At 67.5% G+C, this 19,389-nt stretch carries 15 protein-coding genes; all 15 read left to right on the top strand.

The annotated features are described in order from the left end of the window. Positions 1 to 31 precede the first annotated feature (31 nt). The 15 genes from ACPXCG_RS23540 (at position 32) to tyrS (ending at position 19,102) form a co-directional block, all read left to right on the top strand. The gene (locus ACPXCG_RS23540) at positions 32 to 829 is read left to right on the top strand and encodes a TrmH family RNA methyltransferase (RefSeq protein ID WP_425794797.1); all 798 of its coding nucleotides are present in this window, start codon (positions 32 to 34) and stop codon (positions 827 to 829) included. Between the two features lie 91 nt (positions 830 to 920). After that, a complete protein-coding gene (locus tag ACPXCG_RS23535; protein ID WP_425794795.1) occupies positions 921 to 1,826 on the top strand; it encodes an esterase/lipase family protein in 906 nt (301 codons plus the stop codon). A 161-nt stretch (positions 1,827 to 1,987) separates the two neighbouring features. After that, positions 1,988 to 3,019, top strand: a complete 1,032-nt coding sequence (gene pheS, locus ACPXCG_RS23530; protein ID WP_425794848.1) for a phenylalanine--tRNA ligase subunit alpha — start codon at positions 1,988 to 1,990, stop codon at positions 3,017 to 3,019. A 75-nt stretch (positions 3,020 to 3,094) separates the two neighbouring features. Further along, positions 3,095 to 5,569 carry a phenylalanine--tRNA ligase subunit beta gene (gene pheT, locus ACPXCG_RS23525; protein WP_425794793.1) on the top strand — a complete coding sequence of 825 codons (2,475 nt, stop codon included), beginning with the start codon at positions 3,095 to 3,097 and terminating at the stop codon, positions 5,567 to 5,569. A 49-nt stretch (positions 5,570 to 5,618) separates the two neighbouring features. Continuing rightward, positions 5,619 to 6,656 (top strand): N-acetyl-gamma-glutamyl-phosphate reductase, encoded by a 1,038-nt coding sequence (argC, locus tag ACPXCG_RS23520; protein WP_425794791.1) that lies wholly within the window; start codon positions 5,619 to 5,621, stop codon positions 6,654 to 6,656. Then, positions 6,653 to 7,918, top strand: a complete 1,266-nt coding sequence (argJ, locus tag ACPXCG_RS23515; protein WP_425794789.1) for a bifunctional glutamate N-acetyltransferase/amino-acid acetyltransferase ArgJ — start codon at positions 6,653 to 6,655, stop codon at positions 7,916 to 7,918. Before argC ends, argJ begins: the two co-directional genes overlap by 4 nt. 131 nt (positions 7,919 to 8,049) lie before the next feature. After that, a complete protein-coding gene (gene argB / locus ACPXCG_RS23510) occupies positions 8,050 to 8,919 on the top strand; it encodes an acetylglutamate kinase (RefSeq protein WP_425794847.1) in 870 nt (289 codons plus the stop codon). Further along, entirely contained in the window at positions 8,916 to 10,127 is a 1,212-nt protein-coding gene (locus tag ACPXCG_RS23505; protein WP_425794787.1) for an acetylornithine transaminase, read from the top strand. Before argB ends, ACPXCG_RS23505 begins: the two co-directional genes overlap by 4 nt. Then, complete coding sequence (argF, locus tag ACPXCG_RS23500; RefSeq protein WP_425794786.1) at positions 10,124 to 11,047, top strand: ornithine carbamoyltransferase; 924 nt, start codon at positions 10,124 to 10,126, stop codon at positions 11,045 to 11,047. Before ACPXCG_RS23505 ends, argF begins: the two co-directional genes overlap by 4 nt. Further along, the gene (locus ACPXCG_RS23495; RefSeq protein ID WP_425794784.1) at positions 11,044 to 11,571 is read left to right on the top strand and encodes an arginine repressor; all 528 of its coding nucleotides are present in this window, start codon (positions 11,044 to 11,046) and stop codon (positions 11,569 to 11,571) included. The genes argF and ACPXCG_RS23495 overlap by 4 nt, the downstream gene beginning before the upstream one ends. Positions 11,572 to 11,676: 105 nt before the next feature. Beyond that, on the top strand, positions 11,677 to 12,876 hold the full coding sequence (locus tag ACPXCG_RS23490; protein WP_425794783.1) for an argininosuccinate synthase: 1,200 nt from the start codon (positions 11,677 to 11,679) through the stop codon (positions 12,874 to 12,876). After that, the gene (gene argH / locus ACPXCG_RS23485) at positions 12,873 to 14,315 is read left to right on the top strand and encodes an argininosuccinate lyase (protein ID WP_425794781.1); all 1,443 of its coding nucleotides are present in this window, start codon (positions 12,873 to 12,875) and stop codon (positions 14,313 to 14,315) included. The genes ACPXCG_RS23490 and argH overlap by 4 nt, the downstream gene beginning before the upstream one ends. Before the next feature lie 125 nt (positions 14,316 to 14,440). Then, positions 14,441 to 17,410 carry an AMP-binding protein gene (locus ACPXCG_RS23480; RefSeq protein ID WP_425794779.1) on the top strand — a complete coding sequence of 990 codons (2,970 nt, stop codon included), beginning with the start codon at positions 14,441 to 14,443 and terminating at the stop codon, positions 17,408 to 17,410. Positions 17,411 to 17,524: 114 nt separating this feature from the next. Then, on the top strand, positions 17,525 to 17,752 hold the full coding sequence (locus tag ACPXCG_RS23475; protein ID WP_425794778.1) for a Trm112 family protein: 228 nt from the start codon (positions 17,525 to 17,527) through the stop codon (positions 17,750 to 17,752). Positions 17,753 to 17,806: 54 nt separating this feature from the next. Beyond that, complete coding sequence (gene tyrS / locus ACPXCG_RS23470) at positions 17,807 to 19,102, top strand: tyrosine--tRNA ligase (RefSeq protein WP_425794777.1); 1,296 nt, start codon at positions 17,807 to 17,809, stop codon at positions 19,100 to 19,102. Positions 19,103 to 19,389: the final 287 nt, after the last annotated feature.

Genomic DNA, 19,389 nt, shown 5'->3' with positions numbered 1-19,389 from the left:
CGGCGCGTCTGACGACATTCCACGACCCGTGATGGAAGTTCTCACCGAACGTTCATCGCGGGTCGTGTCGTATGCGAAGCTGCACCGTTCGTCGGTGCGCCGCTCCGAGGGACGTTTCCTCGTGGAGGGTGCCAATGCCGTCGAATCGGCACTCGCAACCCGCAGGGCTCAGCGAATCCTGGTGCGCGACGGCGACGTCGATCGGTTCGCTGCGCTCGTCGACTCCGCACACACGGGCGGCCTCCCCGTCGAGATCCTGTCCGAGCGAGCGGTGGCCAAGCTGACGGAGGCCACCACCGCTCCCGGGGTGTTCGCCATCTCCGCGCTGCTCGATCGACTCCTCCCGGACGTGCTGGACACATCGGCGAGCCTGCTGGCCGTCGCGGTGGAGCCGCGTGAGCCGGGCAACCTCGGCACCCTCATCCGATGCGCCGATGCGATGGGCGCCGACGCGGTGATCCTGCTCGGCGACTCGGTGGATCCGCACAACGGGAAGTGTGTGCGGTCCTCGGCGGGCAGCGTGTTCCATGTGCCGATCGTGCGCGAGCGCGACATCACCGCAGGCCTAGCCGCGATCCGGGATGCCGGCGTCGCGGTCCTCGCCACCGCTGCCGACGGCGAGATATCCCTCGACGACGCCGACGGTCTGCTCGCCGCGCCGACCGCCTGGCTTTTCGGCAACGAGGCACACGGTCTTTCCGACGAGGTCGCGGCGCGTGCCGACCACCGGGTGTCGATCCCGATCCACGGCCGCGCGGAGAGTCTCAACCTCGCTGCCGCAGCCGCGATCTGCCTGTACGCCAGCGCACGAGTGCAGGCGCGTAGCTGATGGTGAGCGTGCTGCCCAATCGTTGATCGACTTCGGTGGAACTGGGTTAGCGTTACGTCACTGTTGTCTGGGCGTCAGGGGCTGGAACATCGTGGTTGCGCGACATCGGTTGTGGGCGGCAATTGCCGCGTGTGTTGTCGGTGTGGTGGTCGGGTTCGCGGTTGCGGCACCAGCGAGCGCCGCACCGATGTATCCGGTCAACTACAACATCGCGGCGGCACTCGCCACCGGGACGTTCGACGCCGACACACCTGCGCCAGGGGTCGACAAACCGCACTGCCGCAGTACAAACCACCCGGTCCCGGTCGTGTTGGTGCACGGGACGATGACCAACCAAAACGCCAGCTGGCAGGCGATCGGGCCCGAGCTGGCCAACAACGGGTACTGCGTGTACTCGACGACGGTGGGCCGGCTGCCGTACAGCAACGGATTCGGCGGCGTCGACAAACTGGAGAACTCGGCAACGGAACTGGCCGCATTCGTGACGAAGGTGCGGAAGTGGACCGGAGCGCCGAAGGTCGACCTGATCGGGCACTCGCAAGGAGCGGCGATCAACCTGACGTACCTCGACAAGAACCAGGGATACAAGAATGTCGCACGCGTCGTCGGACTTGCGGGCGCAAATAACGCCCCGGAGTTCTGGAGTGGTATCGCCGGAGCGATACCGGGCGCACAAGAGCTTCTCGCACTAGGGATTCCGGCGGCGTCAGACCTTCTCAGTCCGGCGTCGTTCAGGTTCACCCCACGCACCTACCCGGGCATCGAGTACGTCAACATCGTCAGCAGGTACGACGAACTCGCCATACCCAAGGATGTTGCGTTCCTGCCCCCGGGGCCCAACGTCCGGAATCTGTTCGTCCAGTCATTCTGTCCGGACAGTCATGTCGGGCACCTCGGCATGATCGCCGATCCGGGCGTGACGCGGATTCTGCTGAACGAGCTCGATCCGGGCAACCGGAAGCCGATGACGTGTGCGGGGTTCGGAATCCCGTTCTGAGAAGCCGATCCATCGCCTACCTGCGGCGCAAGCCGTCACCACGGTCGACTACGCTGGACCGTCGAGAGTTCTCCTGTCTCGTGAGACGGGGTAGACGGACACCAGGACGAGAAACGAGGAGATCGCCGACCGTGGCCAGCCCTGCCGACGACGCCCAAGAGATGCGGTTCCCCGAACCGCACGAACTCGATGCCGCGGCCGCGGCCGCCGTCGCCGCGTTCGAGGTGGCCGCAGACCTCGACGAACTCGCGCACGCCAAGACCGCGCATCTCGGTGATCGGTCGCCGATCGCACTCGCTCGCCGGGCGTTGGGCGCGATCCCCAAGGACCAGCGTTCGGCCGCCGGAAAGACGGTCAACGAGGTCCGCGGGCGGGTCACCGCGGCATTCGACCTCCGGACGGCGACGTTGCAGGCCGAGCGTGACGCAGCCGTGCTGGTCGCCGAGGCCGTCGACGTCACGTTGCCCAGCAGCCGCCGACGCGTCGGTGCCCGTCACCCGATCACCGTGATCGCCGAGCAGGTCGCCGATGTCTTCATCGGGATGGGCTGGGAGGTCGCCGAGGGGCCGGAGGTGGAGACCGAGCACCACAACTTCGATGCGCTCAACTTCCTGCCCGACCATCCGGCTCGTTCGATGCAGGACACCTTCTACATCGCACCCGAGGGCTCACGGCAGGTGCTACGGACGCACACGTCTCCGGTGCAGGTGCGGTCCATGCTGAGCCGCGACCTGCCGATCTACGTCGCATGCCCCGGGCGGACGTTCCGTACCGACGAACTCGACGCCACCCATACGCCGGTCTTCCACCAGATCGAGGGACTGGCCGTCGACAAGGGCCTGACCCTGGCCAACCTGCGCGGCACCCTGGAGGTCTTCGCCCGGGCCCTGTTCGGTCCGGAGACCACCACCCGGATGCGGCCGAGCTACTTCCCGTTCACCGAGCCGTCGGCGGAGGTGGACGTCTGGTTCCCCGGCAAGAAGGGCGGAGCCGGTTGGGTCGAGTGGGGCGGCTGCGGCATGGTAAACCCGAATGTGTTGCGCGCCAGCGGAATCGATCCCGATGTCTATTCGGGATTCGCCTTCGGGATGGGCCTCGAACGAACCCTGCAGTTCCGCAACGACATCTCCGACATGCGTGACATGGTCGAGGGGGACATCCGTTTCACCGTCCCGTTCGGCCCGGCGGTCTGACCGACCGTCATCGAGCCCGACCACCGGCAACTCCATATCCGCGACAAGCCCGATCGATGAAAGTAGTTGGTTGACGTGCGTGCCCCACAGTCCTGGTTCACCGAGGTGCTCCGCCACGGAGACCCCCAGTGGTCGGCGACGGCCGCGGAGATCGACCAGGGATTCGTCCGCGTCGGTTTCGAGATCGAGGACGTCGAGCCGTTCCCGGTCGTCACCGGTCCGCTGGTGATCGGCCGGGTGGCGACCATCGAGGAGCTCACCGAGTTCAAGAAGCCGATCCGGTTCTGCACCGTCGAGGTGGGGGAGGAGCAGCCGCGCGGCATCGTCTGTGGCGCACGCAACTTCGCCGTCGGCGACCTGATCGTGGCAGCGCTGCCGGGGGTGGTGCTGCCCGGGCCCTTCGAGATCGCCTCGCGCAAGACCTACGGACGCGTCTCCGACGGCATGATCTGCTCGGTGTCCGAACTCGGTATCGGTAACGACCACAGCGGAATCCTGGTGCTCGCGCCGGGTACCGCCGAACCCGGCGACGACGCCCGGGAGGTCTTGGGTCTCGACGACACCGCCATCGACATCAATGTCACGCCAGACCGCGGCTACGCGTTCTCGGTGCGCGGCCTCGGCCGTGAACTCGCCGGCAGCTTCGGGGTGCCGTTCGTCGACCAGGGCATCGGCGTGGCCGCCTTGGCCTCCGCCGAGGGCGACGCCTGGCCGGTCGCGATCGACGAGGACTCGTCGGCCACGAGATACACCGCACGGGTCATCTCCGGTGTCGATCCCGCCGCGACCTCTCCGTGGTGGATGCAGAAGCGGCTGCTGGTGGCGGGTATTCGGCCCATCTCCGCGATCGTCGACATCACCAACTACGTGATGATCGAGCTCGGGCAGCCGTTGCACGCCTTCGATGCGGAGAAACTCGCCGGCACCATCACGGTGCGCCTCGCGCAGGCAGGCGAGAAACTGACCACCCTCGACGATGTCGTGCGGGTCCTCGATCCCGAAGACGTCGTGATCGCGGACGACAGCGGACCCGTCGCACTGGCCGGTGTGATGGGCGGGGCATCCACCGAGGTCGCCGACACGACGACGACCGTCCTGCTCGAGGCGGCGACCTTCGATCCGGTGCGGGTGTTCCGTACCGGCAAACGGCACAAGCTGACGTCGGAGGCGAGCAAGCGATTCGAGCGCACCGTGGATCCGGAGGTCACCGCGGTGGCATCGGACCGGGCGGCGCGACTGATCGTCGAGATCGCCGGTGGCGCCGTCGCCTCGCCCCTGAGCGAGACCCGTGTCGCGAGGACCGCCGTGCCGCCGATCACCATCGCCCTCGACGAGCCCGACCGCACCGCCGGGATCCCGTATCCGGCCGGTACCACCGCGGCGCGTCTGGCCGAGGTGGGCTGCACGGTCGCGGGTACCGATCCGCTGACTGTCACACCGCCGTCGTGGCGTCCCGATCTGCGGGAGCGCGCCGATCTGGTCGAGGAGGTGTTGCGCCTCGAAGGGCTCGAGGACATTCCGGCCGTGGTGCCGCGCGCGCCTGCCGGTACGGGCCTGAGTGCGGTGCAACGTCGCCGTCGCGGCATCGGTCGGACTCTCGCGCTCGACGGCTACGTCGAGGTGCTTCCGTACCCGTTCATGCCGGCCGGGGTCTTCGACGTCTGGGATCTGCCCGCCGACGACGAGCGTCGTCGGACCGTCAAAGTGCTCAATCCGCTGGAGTCCGATCGTCCGGAACTCAACACCACCCTGCTGCCCGGTCTGCTGGAGATGACCGCCCGCAACATCGCGCGCGGCCAGCGAGACCTGTCGCTCTACACCATCGGTCAGGTCGTGCTGGCGGGTGATCACGTCGCCGCGGTGGATGCGCTCGATGTCACCCGCAGGCCCACCGACGAACAGATCGCGGCGCTCGATGCGTCGTTGCCGCATCAACCGCTGCATGTCGCGGTGGTTCTGACCGGGCTCCGAGATCCTGCCGGCCCGTGGGGCCCGGGACGTACCGCCGACCATGTCGACGCCTTCGAGGCGGCCCGGACCATCGGTCGTGCTGCCGGTGTCGAACTGGTGTTGTCGGCCGTCGACGAGCGGCCGTGGCATCCCGGTCGCTGTGCACGACTCAGTGTCGACGGTGTAACGGTCGGGTACGCGGGAGAGCTGCACCCGGCGGTGCTCGAACGCGCCGGTCTGCCCAAGCGGCTGTGCGCCGTCGAGATCGACATCGACGCGATGCCCCTCGTCGAGCACCTGGCCGCGCCACATGTCTCGCCGTTCCCGGCCGTGCTGCAGGACGTCGCGGTGGTGGTCGCGGACACCGTGTCTGCCGGCGACGTCGCCGCGGCGCTGCGCGTCGGAGCCGGCGACCTTCTCGAGGCCATCGACCTGTTCGACGTGTTCACCGGCGAGCAGGTCGGTGACGGCAGCAAGTCGCTCACCTTCGCCCTCCGGTTCCGCGCGCCCGACCGGACGCTCACCGAGGACGAGGCCAACGAGGCGAAGCTCGCGGCCGTCGCGCACGCAGGCGAACAGCTGGGCGCCCGACTGCGCTGAGGTCCCACCCACCCGTGAATTGATTTGCATCGGCGTGCATAATGATCGCATGACGATCAAGGTGGCAGTCGCCGGTGCGAGCGGCTATGCGGGCGGAGAGATCCTTCGACTCCTGTGTGGGCATCCGCGCCTGCGATCAGGCGACCTCGAGATCGGAGCGTTGACTGCCGGCGGCAACGCGGGCAGCACGCTCGGTTCGTTGCATCCGCACCTCCTGCCGCTTGCCGATCGGGAACTCGAGGAGACCACTCCCGACATACTGGCCGGCCACGACGTCGTGTTCCTCGGGCTTCCGCACGGCAAATCCGGCGAGATCGCCGACGCGCTGCCGCCGACCACGCTGATCATCGATTGCGGCGCCGACCATCGTCTCCAGAACGCACAGGACTGGGTCGACTACTACGGCAGCGAGCACGCCGGCACCTGGCCGTACGGACTTCCCGAGTTGCCGGGCAACCGGGAGATCCTTCGTGACGCGAGCCGGATCGCGGTGCCCGGCTGCTACCCGACGGTGTCCGTCCTCGCCCTGCGTCCGGCGGTCGCCGCCGGTCTCGTCGAGCCCCAGGTCAGCGTCGTCGCAGTGAGCGGGGCCTCGGGAGCGGGTCGCGCACCAAAGATCGATCTGCTGGCATCCGAGGTGATCGGCTCGGCGCGGGCATACGGGATCGGTGGCGCGCATCGTCACACCCCGGAGATCGCGCAGGCGCTCTCGGCGGCGGCCGACCTCCCGGTCTCCGTCTCGTTCACGCCTGTCCTCGTGCCGATGGCGCGCGGCATCCTGGCCACCTGCACGGCGCGTACGAGCGCATCGGCCGCCGAGATCCGGGCCGCCTACGAGAAGGCCTACGGCGACGAGACCTTCGTTCACGTGCTCCCGGAAGGCGTGCTCCCGGCGACCGGATCGGTGATCGGCAGCAACGCCGTCCAGATCGCGGTCACCGTCGACGAACGTGCGGGGACGATGGTGGCGGTCGCCGCCATCGACAACCTGACCAAGGGCACCGGCGGAGCGGCGGTGCAATCGATGAACCTCGCGCTCGGCTGGGACGAGGCCGAGGGCCTGAGCACCGTGGGGGTGGCACCGTGACGACATCATCCGAGTCGAATGCTCCGACCGACGACGACCGGATCACGCCCGGCGCGCCCCTGGATGCGCCACGGCTGGTCCGCGATCAGGGCGTGACCGCGCCCCTGGGATTCCGTGCGGCGGGAATCGCGGCCGGTATCAAGGCCTCCGGCGCCGAGGATCTGGCTCTGGTGTTCAACGAGGGACCCGATTACGCGGCGGCTGCCGTCTTCACCCGTAACCAGGTCAAGGCCGCGCCGGTGCTGTGGAGCCGGCAGGTCCTCACCACGGGTCGCCTGCGCGCGGTGATCCTCAATTCAGGTGGCGCCAACGCGTGTACGGGGCCCGAAGGTTTCCAGGACACCCATGCCACGGCCGAGGCGGTCGCCGAGGCGTTGAGCAACTGGGGTACCGAAACAGGTGCGGTCGAGGTCGCGGTGTGCTCGACCGGTCTGATCGGTGACCGGCTGCCGATGGACAAGGTCCTTGCCGGCGTGACCGAGATCGTGCACGAGATGGGCGGCGGCCTCTCGGGCGGCACCGACGCGGCGCACGCGATCATGACCACCGACACCGTGCCGAAACAGATTGCGCTGCACCATCCCGAGGGGTGGAATGTCGGCGCGATGGCCAAGGGTGCGGGCATGCTCGCACCATCTCTGGCGACGATGCTGGTCGTCCTGACCACGGACGCGAAGGCCACTGCGGCACAGCTCGATGCGGCGCTGCGCAAGGCAACCGATCGCACCCTCGACCGCCTGGACGTGGACGGCTCGAGCTCCACCAACGACACCGTGCTCCTGCTGAGTTCGGGAGCCAGCCAGATCCCGGTCGACCAGGACGACCTCGACGCCGCGGTGTTCGCGGTGTGCGACGACCTCGCCGCCCAGCTGATGGCCGACGCCGAGGGGGTCACGAAACGGGTGATCATCACCGTGAGCGGGGCAGTCACCGAGGACGATGCCGTGGCCGTTGCCCGGACGGTGGCGCGGGATTCGCTCGTGAAGACCGCGCTGTTCGGATCGGATCCCAATTGGGGTCGGGTACTCGCCGCGGTGGGGATCTCGCCGGTTACCATCGACCCGGACCGGATCACGGTGTCGTTCAACGGGAATCCGGTCTGCGTGAACGGGTGCGGAGCACCGGGAGCGCGCGACGTCGATCTGTCCGGCGCCGACGTCGCGGTCCAGATCGAACTCGGACTCGGCGACGCCACGGCCGCCATCCGCACCACGGACCTGTCCCATGGGTACGTCGAAGAGAACTCGGCGTACTCGTCATGATCTCGACAAGCTCGATCGGCGGGGGAGACGGCTCGATCGGCGGGGGAGACGGCTCGATCGGCGGGGACCGCGCCATCTTCGAAGAACCTGTGGGCACCGGCGGGGGAGTCCTGAGCGCGCTCGACAAGGCGATGGTGCTCGCCGAATCGCTTCCGGCGTTGCAGGCGCTGCACGGCGCCACTGTGGTGGTCAAGTACGGCGGCAACGCGATGATCGATGACGATCTCAAACGGGCCTTCGCCACGGACATGGTGTTGCTGCGTGCCTGCGGTATCCACCCCGTGGTCGTCCACGGGGGTGGTCCTCAGATCTCCGCGATGCTGAAGCGACTCGGGCTCGAGGGCGAGTTCCGTGGCGGATTCCGGGTGACCACCCCCGAGGTGATGGATATCGCGCGGATGGTCCTCTTCGGGCAGGTCGGTCGCGAACTGGTCGGGCTCATCAACGCCCACGGCCCCTACGCGGTGGGCATCACCGGCGAGGACGCACATCTCTTCACCGCCTCTCGCCGAACGGTTCTCGTCGACGGCACCGCCACCGACATCGGTCTCGTCGGCGACATCACCTCGGTGAACACCTCTGCGGTTCTCGACCTGGTCGCGGCGGGCCGCATCCCGGTGGTCTCGACCATCGCGCCCGACCGCGACGGGGTGGTCCACAACATCAACGCCGATACCGCAGCCGGTGCACTCGCCGATGCGCTCGGAGCGTCGCGGTTGGTGATGCTCACCGATGTCGAAGGTCTCTACACCGACTGGCCGGACCGCACCTCACTGGTCGAGCAGATCACCACGTCCGAGGTCGACGCGCTGCTCGGGTCACTCGACGCCGGCATGGTGCCGAAGATGGAGGCGTGTCTGCGAGCCGTGAACGGCAGCGTGCGCCAAGCCCACGTGATCGACGGGCGGGTGCCGCATTCGGTGCTCGCACAACTGCTGACCGAGAGCTCGACCGGGACGACCGTCGTCGCCGACTCCGACAACTCAGGAGGCGCATCATGACCGAGCCATTGCAGGAGCGGTGGTCGGCCGCGCTGATGAACACCTACGGCACGCCCGCGGTCGCGCTCACCAACGGGTCGGGCGCCGTGGTTCGTGACGCGAACGGCAAAGAGTACCTCGACCTGCTGGGCGGCATCGCAGTCAACTCTCTCGGGCATGCGCATCCCGCGATCATCGATGCGGTGACCACCCAACTCCAGACGTTGGGTCATGTCTCCAATCTCTACATCAGCGCGCCCGCAGTCGAACTCGCCGAGCGCTTGCTCGACAAGTTCGGTCACCCGGGGCGGGTGTTCTTCTGCAATTCGGGTACCGAGGCGAACGAGGCCGCGTTCAAACTCGCTCGGCGAACCGGGCGTCCGGAGATCGTCGCGGCCGAGCGTGCCTTTCACGGCCGTACCATGGGTGCGCTCGCGATGACCGGTCAACCCGCCAAGCGGGCGCCCTTCGAGCCGATGCCGCCGGGCGTGCGCTTCGTCCCGTATGGCGACGTCGGCGAACTCGAGGCCGCGGTCACCGAGAACACGGCGGCGGTCATCCTGGAACCGATCCTCGGCGAGAGTGGCGTCGTCGTGCCGCCGGAGGGATATCTGGCCGCCGCCAGACGGATCACCTCCGACCGCGGCGCACTGCTGATCTTCGATGAGGTGCAGACCGGGATCGCCCGTACCGGTTCGTTTTTCGCTCATCAGGCCGCGGGCGTCGTGCCCGACGTGATGACGTTGGCGAAGGGTCTCGGGGGCGGATTGCCGATCGGTGCGTGCATCGCTTCGGGGCCGGCGGCCGATCTCTTCGAACCGGGTCAGCACGGCACCACCTTCGGCGGCAACCCGACCTGCGCCGCCGCGGCGCTGGCGGTGCTGCGAGTGATCGACGAGGACGGCCTCGTCGACCACGTCGCGTCCCTGGGCAAGTCGATCGCGACCGGCATCGAGGACCTCGGCCATCCGCAGGTGTCGCACGTGCGTGGATCGGGCCTGCTGCTCGGCGTGGTGTTGAACAATCCCATCGCCGCCGAGACCGAACTCGCGGCCCGGGAGGCCGGGTTCCTCATCAATGCACCGGGACCCGACGTCCTTCGTCTGGCACCACCGCTGATCCTGACGGAACACCATGGCGCGGCCTTCGTCGCTGCGCTGCCCGCGATCCTGGACGCGGCCACGGCGCAGACCCCATCGTCCGACGACCCACAGGGGAAGACCGCATGACCCGTCATTTCTTACGCGACGACGACCTCACCCCCGACGAGCAGGCACAGGTGCTGGCGCTCGCCGCCGAGGTCAAGACCGCGCCGTTCGCCCATCGTCCCCTCGAGGGGCCGCGGGGCGTCGGGGTCCTCTTCGACAAGAACTCGACCCGCACGAGATTCTCCTTCGAGATGGGCATCGCACAGATGGGTGGGCACGCGGTGGTCGTCGACGGCACCACGACCCAACTCGGCCGCGACGAGACGATCGAGGACACCGGTCGTGTGCTGTCGCGGTTCGTCGACGCCGTGGTCTGGCGGACCTTCGGCCAGGACCGCCTCGAGGCGATGGCGTCGACGGCCACCATCCCGATCGTGAACGCACTCTCGGACACCTTCCACCCGTGTCAGGTGCTCGCCGATCTGCAGACGATCATCGAACGGAAGGGGAAGACGGCAGGGCTGTCGATGACCTATCTCGGCGACGGTGCGAACAACATGGCCCACTCGCTCGCCCTCGGCGGCGTCACGGCAGGTATGCACGTCACCATCAGTGCGCCTGCAGGTTTCGAACCGGACGCCGACGTCGTCGAGGCGACGACCCGGCGGGCCCGGCTCACCGGCGGGTCGGTGCGGATCGTGACGGATCCGGTAGCGGCCGCGACCGGCGCTGACGTCCTGGTAACGGACACATGGACCTCGATGGGTCAGGAGAGCGACGGCAAGGACCGACATGCGCCGTTCATTCCGTATCAGATCAACCACGAGTTGTTGGACCATGCGGATCCGGCGGCGATCGTGCTGCACTGCCTGCCCGCCCACCGCGGTGAGGAGATCACCGACGACGTACTCGACGGCCCGGCCAGCGTCGTCCTCGACGAGGCCGAGAACCGCCTGCACGCGCAGAAGGCGCTGCTGATCTGGCTGCTGGAGCAACGATGACCACGACAGGTGACTCCACCTCGGCGGCCACGGAGCACGGCGAGACCAAGCTCGCCGCCACCAAGGCGGGCCGGCACGCACGGATCATCGACATCCTGTCCACCCACCAGGTGCGGAGTCAGTCCGGGTTGCAGCACCTTCTCGCCGACGCCGGCATCGACGCGACACAGGCGACGCTGTCGCGCGACCTCGACGAACTCGGCGCGGTCAAGCTCCGCGCGCCAGACGGCGGCGCAGGCGTGTACGTGGTCCCCGAGGACGGATCTCCCGTCCGCGGTGTGTTCGGCGGCACCGACCGGCTGGCGCGCCTGCTGTCGGAACTACTCGTGTCGACCGACAGCAGCGGCAACCTCGCGGTCCTGCGGACGCCGCCCGGGGCGGCCCATTACCTGGCCAGCGCCATCGACCGGGCCAGCCTCCCGGACGTGGTCGGCACGATCGCAGGCGACGACACCATCTTCGTCGTCGCACGCGAACCGGTCGACGGCACAGAGTTGTCCCGACGAATCGAGGGCCTCGTGTAGCACCACGTGGCCCCACAGCTCGGCCCTTCAGACACAATCAATCACAAGGCACCGGAGTCGGCACAGGAATACGCCGCGGGTGCGGACGAACTACAGGAGAGAATCATGGCGGAACGCGTCGTACTCGCGTACTCGGGCGGACTGGACACCTCGGTTGCGATCAGCTGGATCGGCAAGGAGACCGGCAAGGAGGTGGTTGCCGTCGCCCTCGACCTCGGTCAGGGTGGCGAGGACATGGACGTGGTGCGCCAACGGGCACTGGACTGCGGTGCGGTGGAGGCCGTGGTGGTCGACGCCCGTGACGAGTTCGCCGACGAGTACTGCCTGTCGGCGATCACATCCAATGCGCTCTACATGGACCGATACCCGCTGGTCTCGGCGATCTCACGGCCCCTGATCGCCAAGCATCTGGTGACCGCGGCTCGCGACCACGGTGGCACCGTCGTCGCCCACGGTTGCACGGGTAAGGGCAACGACCAGGTGCGATTCGAAGTCGGATTCGCCACGCTCGCACCCGATCTCGACGTTCTCGCCCCGGTGCGCGACTATGCATGGACCCGGGAGAAGGCGATCAGCTTCGCCGAGGAGAACGACATCCCGATCAACGTGACCAAGAAGTCGCCGTTCTCCATCGATCAGAACGTGTGGGGCCGCGCCGTCGAGACCGGGTTCCTCGAGGATCTCTGGAACGCGCCCACGAAGGACGTCTACAGCTACACCGAGGATCCGACGGTCAACTGGCAGTCTCCCGACGAGGTCATCATCTCCTTCGACAAGGGGCGCCCGATCGCCATCGACGGCCGGCCGGTGAGCGTCCTCGAGGCGATCGTGGAACTGAACCGGCGCGCCGGTGCGCAGGGCGTCGGCAGGCTCGACGTCGTCGAGGACCGACTCGTCGGCATCAAGAGCCGCGAGGTCTACGAGGCCCCGGGTGCGATGGTGCTGATCCGGGCACACGAGGAGCTCGAGCATGTGACGCTGGAACGCGAGCTCGGGCGCTACAAGCGGCTCACGGACCAGAAGTGGGCCGAACAGGTGTACGACGGATTGTGGTTCTCGCCGTTGAGGCGCTCGCTCGAGGCGTTCGTCGCGTCGACCCAGGAACACGTCACCGGCGACATCCGCCTGGTTCTCCATGGCGGTCACATCGCGGTCACCGGTCGTCGCAGCCCGGAATCGCTCTACGACTTCAACCTCGCCACCTACGACGAGGGCGACAGCTTCGACCAGTCCGCGGCGCGCGGATTCGTCGAGCTGCACGGGCTGTCGTCGAAGATCGCGGCGAGGCGGGATCTCGATCTGTGAGCAACGGCCCTGATCGACCCGCACCGGGCGCCACCAACGAGGGATCGCTCTGGGGTGGACGCTTCGCCGGCGGTCCTGCCGAGGCGATGGCCGCGCTCAGCAAGTCGACGCACTTCGACTGGGCGCTCGCACCGTTCGACGTCGAGGCGTCGAAGGCGCATGCTCGGGTGCTCAATCGGGCCGGCCTGCTCACCGACGACGATCTCGCCGCCATGCTGGACGGTCTGTCGCAGCTCGCGGCCGACGTCGCGGACGGCTCGTTCGGCCCTGCCGAATCCGACGAGGACGTTCACGGAGCACTCGAGCGTGGTCTTATCGAGCGTGTGGGTCCGGAACTCGGGGGCCGGCTCCGCGCCGGGCGATCGCGCAACGATCAGGTCGCGACCCTGTTCCGGATGTGGTTGCGCGCGGCCATCGGTCGCGTGGCCGTGGGCGTGCTCGACGTGGTGGATGCGCTGATCGCGCAGGCTCAGGCACATCCGGATGCGGTGATGCCAGGCAAGACGCATCTGCAGGCCGCGCAGCCGGTCCTGCTCGCCCATCATCTCCTCGCGCATGCGCACCCGCTGATCCGGGATGTGGATCGACTCGCCGACGCGGATCGTCGAACCGCGGTCTCTCCCTACGGTTCCGGCGCCCTCGCCGGATCCTCGCTCGGGCTGGACCCGGCCGCGATCGCGGCGGATCTGGGTTTCGATCGGCCCGCCGAGAACTCGATCGATGCGACGTCGGCACGCGATTTCGCGGCCGAGGGGGCCTTCGTTCTGGCGATGATCGGCGTCGACCTGTCGCGGCTGTCCGAGGAGGTCATCCTGTGGAGCACCCCGGAATACGGCTACGTGACCCTCGCCGACGCCTGGTCGACCGGAAGCTCCATCATGCCGCAGAAGAAGAACCCCGACGTCGCCGAACTGATGCGCGGCAAGTCGGGTCGCCTGATCGGCAACCTGACCGGCCTGATGGCCACACTCAAGGCTCAGCCGCTCGCCTACAACCGGGATCTCCAGGAGGACAAGGAGCCGGTCTTCGACTCGGTCGCCCAGCTGGAATTGCTGTTGCCCGCGATCACCGGGCTCGTCGCGACACTCGAATTTCACGAGGACCGCATGGCAGAGCTGGCGCCTGCCGGGTTCACACTCGCCACCGATATCGCGGAATGGCTTGTTCGCCAGGGGGTTCCGTTCCGGGTGGCGCATGAGGTCGCGGGCGCGAGTGTCCGTGCGGCCGAAGAGCGTGGCATCGGGCTCGCCGATCTCGACGACGAGACGCTGGCCTCGATCAGTCCAGACCTGCGTCCCGAGGTGCGGGACGTACTGACAGTGCGTGGATCGATCGAATCGCGCAATGCCCATGGCGGGACCGCATCGGTGGCTGTCGGTCGGCAGCTGTCCGCCCTGCAGGCCGAAGTGCGCACACGGCGCGACCGCTGGTCCGGCTGAGTTCTACTGGAGCGTTCTACCGGAGGCGCACGGTGCGCTCAGGACACCGGCCCGCGGGGAGGTCGGTACAGTGACACGCATCACTTGGACATGCATCACTCGACGGATGGGAGGGGGACAGCGCGATGGTGGGTCTTCCTGCGCTGCCCGACATCGGGGCGGCGGTCGACCGGGTACTCGCGACCGCTCAGAACGGTCTCGAGGTACTGCGATTCGGTGGGTTCGACACCGGCACCGAGCCCGCGCCGTACGCGGTGGTGGAGACCGAGAAGATGTTCCGGCTGCGCCGCTATTTCCCGGGGACCTCCACGGATGGTCCGCAGATCGTTCTGGTTCCACCGATGATGGTGTCCGCCAACGTCTATGATGTCACGGATCTCAACGGGGCGGTGTCGATCCTGCACCGGAACGGGATCACCCCCTGGGTCATCGACTTCGGGTCGCCCGATTCCGAGGAAGGCGGGATGGAGCGCAACCTGGCCGATCACGTGGTGGCGGTCAGCAGGGCGATCGACCTGATCATCGAGGCGACCGGGAAAGACGTCCACCTGGCCGGCTATTCGCAGGGCGGGATGTTCGCGTACCAGACGGCCGCCTACCGACGCTCCGCAGGCATTGCGAGTCTCATCACCTACGGCAGCCCGGTGGACGTACTGGCAGCCCTGCCTCTCGGCCTGCCCGCCAACCTGGTGGTGCCGGGAGCGGAATTACTGGCAGACAAGGTCTTCAACCGGCTCTGGGTACCCGGCTGGATGGCGCGCGCCGGCTTCCAGCTCGTCGATCCGGTCAAGACCGCACGCAGTCGGGTCGACTTCCTCCGCAAGCTCCACGACCGGGACGCGTTGCTGCCCCGGGAGGATCAGCGGCGGTTCATCGAGGCGGAGGGCTGGGTGGCCTGGTCCGGACCGGCCGTAGCCGAGCTCTTGCGCCAGTTCGTGGTGCACAACCGCATGATGTCCGGCGGCTTCGTCATCAATGGTGATCTCGTGACGCTGACCGAGATCACTTGCCCGATACTGGCGTTCATCGGCGAGGCCGACGACATCGGGCAGCCGCTCGCTGTCCGCGGGATCGTGCAGGCCGCGCCCGTGGCAGACGTGTACGAATCTCGGGTCCCGGTAGGACATTTCGGGCTGGTGGTGGGCAGTACCGCGGGCGGGCACACCTGGCCGACCACGTCGGAGTGGGTGTTGTGGCAGTCCGGCAAGGGCGACCGCCCTCTGCTGGTGGAGGAGATGCCCGAGAACCTCGACCCGCACGGTACCGGGGTGAGCATCTCGTCGCGGATCACGCACGGCCTCGGTTCGATGACCGATGCGGGCGCGGGCGTGTCTCGCGAGTTGATCGCCCTCGCGAACTCCCTGCAGCGGACGTCGCGGGCGGTGGCCCAGGAGTCGGTGCGGACGGTGCCCAGATTGTTGCGGCTGGGACAGATCCAATCCGGCACGCGGATCTCGCTGGGCAAGTTGATGTCGGAGAACTGCAAGCGCGCGGCCGCCAGCGAGCTCTTCCTGTTCGAGAACCGCGTACTGACGCACGCCCAGGTCAACGCTCGCATCGACAACGTGGTCGCGGGTCTCATCGACTGCGGTGTCCGACCAGGTGTGCACGTCGGGGTACTCATGGACACCCGGCCCAGTGCGCTCGTCGTCGTCGCGGCATTGTCGCGACTGGGCGCGGTCGCGGTCCTGCTGGCCGCCGACGGCGACATCCCCGAGATGCTCCGCCTCGGCGAGTGCTCGATCATGATCACCGATCCGAATCACCTGGACGCCGCCGCCAAGCACACCGACCGCGTACTGGTGCTCGGTGGCGGTAGCGCCGAGGCACGCGCGATCCATGCCGCCGACGGCCGGACGATCATCGACATGGAGGAGATCGATCCGGACGAGGTCCGGATACCGTCGTGGTACCGCCGCGATCCCGGACTGGCAGGCGATCTCGCCTTCATCCTCTTCACCCGTGCGGGCGGGAACCTCGCACCATGGCCGGTCACCAACCACCGCTTCGCGATGTCGGCGTTCGGCGCCGCCTCGGCGGCGGGGCTGACCGACCGGGACACGGTCTACTGCCTGCCACCGCTGCATCACGCATCGGGCCTGCTCACGACCCTGGGCGCGACCGTCGTGGGTCGGTCTCGCATCGCGTTGTCGGAACGGATCGACGCCGAGACCTTCGCGTCCGAAGTGCACCGATACGGCGTCACCGTCGTCTCGTACACCTGGTCGATGCTGCGTCAGGTGGTCCGCTCCGAGGGGTTCCAGATCAACCAGTACAACCCCATCCGCCTGTTCATGGGCTCGGGTATGCCGTCGGGTCTCTGGGCGGAGGTCCTCGAGGGATTCCCGCGGGCCAGGGTTCTCGAGTTCTTCGCCACCGCAGATGGTTCGGCGATCCTGGCGAACGTCTCCGGCGACAAGGTCGGATCGATGGGACAGGCGCTGCCGGAGACGAATCCGGTCGAGGTCGCGGCGTTCGACGTCGATGCGGGACGGCTCGACATCGACGACTCCGGGTTTGTCCGCAAGGCGGGTGTCGGCGAGGTCGGGTTGCTGATGGCCAAGGCGCGTCAACGGTTCGAGACGTCGTCGACGGTGTTGCGCGATGTGTTTGCCGAGCGGGATCGCTGGGAGGTGTCGGGCCATCTTTTCCAACGGGACGCCAACGGCGACCTCTGGTTTTTCGGCTCGGCCGAATCCGTCATCCGGAGCACCCCGGGACCGATCTACATCCCGCCGATCGAGTTCGCGTTGTCGCAGGTCCGCGGTGTCGACCAGGTCGCCGTGTACGGCATCGGGGAACCCGGTCACGAGCTCGCGGTGGCCGCGGTGACGACTCGTCGACGAGGAGACAGGGCAGAATCCCTCACCGTCTCTGCCCTGCGGATCGGACTCGGCGCGCTACCGGCCGAGGAACGTCCACATCTGATCTGGGTGGTCGACGAGATCCCGGTCTCCGATTCCTACCGGCCGCTGGCCACCCGGTTCGCGATGATGGGGCTGCCCCGACCAGGTGCCCGGGTCTGGTACCGGGACATCGACGGGCGATATCGGCGCTACACGAGAAGTGTTGCCGTAGAAGTTAATTGGACCTGAATCACCGACCGGGACCGCGTGCTGGGTGCAGATCGTCCGCCCGGCGGCGGACGGACTAGAGTGGCAGACCGAGCCCTCTGGGCCGGTAGGAGCGACAAGAAAGTGGGAGCCGACGTGACGTCACGTGCCGCAGCCATCGACCCGATCACACGTGAGCGGCTGGTGTGCCCGCAGGACCACGGGCCGCTGCTCGACGCCGGCGACGAGCTCTACAACCCACGGCTGCGGGTGGCCTACCGGATCGATTCCGACGGCATCCCGGTGATGCTCGCCGACGAGGCGCGCAGCGTCGACGATGCCGAACACGCTGCGTTGACCACCTCGGAGTCGACACCCGAATAGGTCGCGATGCAGGTGGGCGACGCCTGCCGGCACCTTGGATGACAAGATCGAAGGGTGACCGCCGAGACGTCTGACCGCCCGACCACCGACATCCTCGAAGAGCTCGCGTGGCGTGGCCTGATCGCCCAGTCGACCGACCTCGATGAGCTCCGCGCCGAATTGGCCCGTGGGCCGATCACGCTCTATGCGGGCTTCGATCCCACGGCATCGAGTCTGCACGCAGGACATCTGGTCCCGTTGCTGACCCTGAGTCGATTCCAGCAGGCCGGCCATCGGCCGATCGTGCTCGCGGGCGGGGCGACCGGACTGATCGGCGACCCACGCGAGGTCGGCGAACGCACGATGAACACGGCCGACACCGTCGCGGAGTGGGCCGACCGGATCGACGCGCAGCTCCGTCGCTTCGTGCGGATCGACGACTCGGCGAACGGCGCGCTGACGGTCAACAACATGGACTGGACGGCCGAACTGTCGGCCGTCGAGTTCCTCCGCGACATCGGCAAACACTTCTCGGTGAACGTCATGCTGGCCAGGGAGACCGTGCGGCGCCGGCTGGAGGCCGATGGCATCAGCTACACCGAGTTCAGTTACCTGTTGCTGCAGTCCAACGACTTCGTCGAGTTGCACCGCCGCCATGGCTGCACGCTGCAGATCGGCGGTTCCGACCAGTGGGGGAACATCGTCGGCGGCGTCGACCTGGCCCGACGTGTCGACGGCTCCACCCTGCACGCGATGACCGTGCCGCTGGTGACGTCTTCAGACGGCAAGAAGTTCGGCAAGTCGACCGGTGGCGGCAGTCTGTGGCTCGACCCGGAGCTGACCAGCCCATATGCCTGGTACCAGTACTTCGTGAACACCGCAGACACCGATGTCGTGCGGTATCTGAAGTGGTTCACCTTCCTCGGGCGCGACGAGATCGCCGAACTCGAGCGCGCCACCGAGGAGACTCCGCACCTGCGGACGGCGCAGAAACGTCTGGCCGCGGAGATGACGACCTTGATCCACGGTGAACACCACACCGAGGCCGCCGAACTGGCCAGTCAGGCGCTGTTCGGGCGTGCCGAGTTGGCCGATCTCGATGAGCAGACCCTTGCTGCCGCGGTCGGTGAGACGACAGTGGCCGACTACGCCGGCACGCAGCCGACCATCGTCGAACTGTTGGTGGACACCACTCTGTCGGAGAGCAACAAGGCCGCGCGTCGAGCGATCGGTGAGGGCGGCGCGTACGTGAACAACGAGAAGATCACCGACCCGCAATGGCGTCCGGAGGCCTCGGATCTGCTGCATGGCACCTGGTTGGTCATCCGTCGCGGGAAGAAGAGCTTTGCCGGCGCAAGAATATCGCTCTGACCAGGCGATTTGACGCTGTGTTCTCGCCTGTGTAACTTAATCGATGCACCGCAGAGAGCAAGTCCCCCGGGGCCAGCAAGGACCGGGGAAACTGAAGTGCCCGAGCCACTGGTTCGGGCTGACTGTGCGGGGCCACTCCCAAGAACAAGAGTGCGGTACGCTGCGCTCTCGGGAAGCTCATCGGAGCCGGATCTGGAAACAGATGCGTCTGGTGGGTGTGTGTTCTTTGAGAACTCGATAGTGTGTTGATGAATTGTCTGATGCCATTTGTTTGGCATCGTGTGTCC

Source organism: Gordonia sp. DT218, from assembly GCF_049847105.1.
Classification (GTDB): domain Bacteria; phylum Actinomycetota; class Actinomycetes; order Mycobacteriales; family Mycobacteriaceae; genus Gordonia.
Note: the sequence above shows the minus strand (reverse complement) of the source record. Positions and strands in the feature narration are given on the sequence as shown.

What these genes read in the sequence shown, in the direction of transcription:
- argB (WP_425794847.1), top strand. Translation starts at nt 8,050, where the DNA reads ATGGTGCTCGCCGAATCGCTTCCGGCGTTGCAGGCGCTGCACGGCGCC.
- ACPXCG_RS23495 (WP_425794784.1), top strand. Translation starts at nt 11,044, where the DNA reads ATGACCACGACAGGTGACTCCACCTCGGCGGCCACGGAGCACGGCGAG.
- argF (WP_425794786.1), top strand. Translation starts at nt 10,124, where the DNA reads ATGACCCGTCATTTCTTACGCGACGACGACCTCACCCCCGACGAGCAG.
- argC (WP_425794791.1), top strand. Translation starts at nt 5,619, where the DNA reads ATGACGATCAAGGTGGCAGTCGCCGGTGCGAGCGGCTATGCGGGCGGA.
- pheS (WP_425794848.1), top strand. Translation starts at nt 1,988, where the DNA reads ATGCGGTTCCCCGAACCGCACGAACTCGATGCCGCGGCCGCGGCCGCC.
- ACPXCG_RS23540 (WP_425794797.1), top strand. Translation starts at nt 32, where the DNA reads ATGGAAGTTCTCACCGAACGTTCATCGCGGGTCGTGTCGTATGCGAAG.
- ACPXCG_RS23490 (WP_425794783.1), top strand. Translation starts at nt 11,677, where the DNA reads ATGGCGGAACGCGTCGTACTCGCGTACTCGGGCGGACTGGACACCTCG.
- ACPXCG_RS23480 (WP_425794779.1), top strand. Translation starts at nt 14,441, where the DNA reads ATGGTGGGTCTTCCTGCGCTGCCCGACATCGGGGCGGCGGTCGACCGG.
- ACPXCG_RS23505 (WP_425794787.1), top strand. Translation starts at nt 8,916, where the DNA reads ATGACCGAGCCATTGCAGGAGCGGTGGTCGGCCGCGCTGATGAACACC.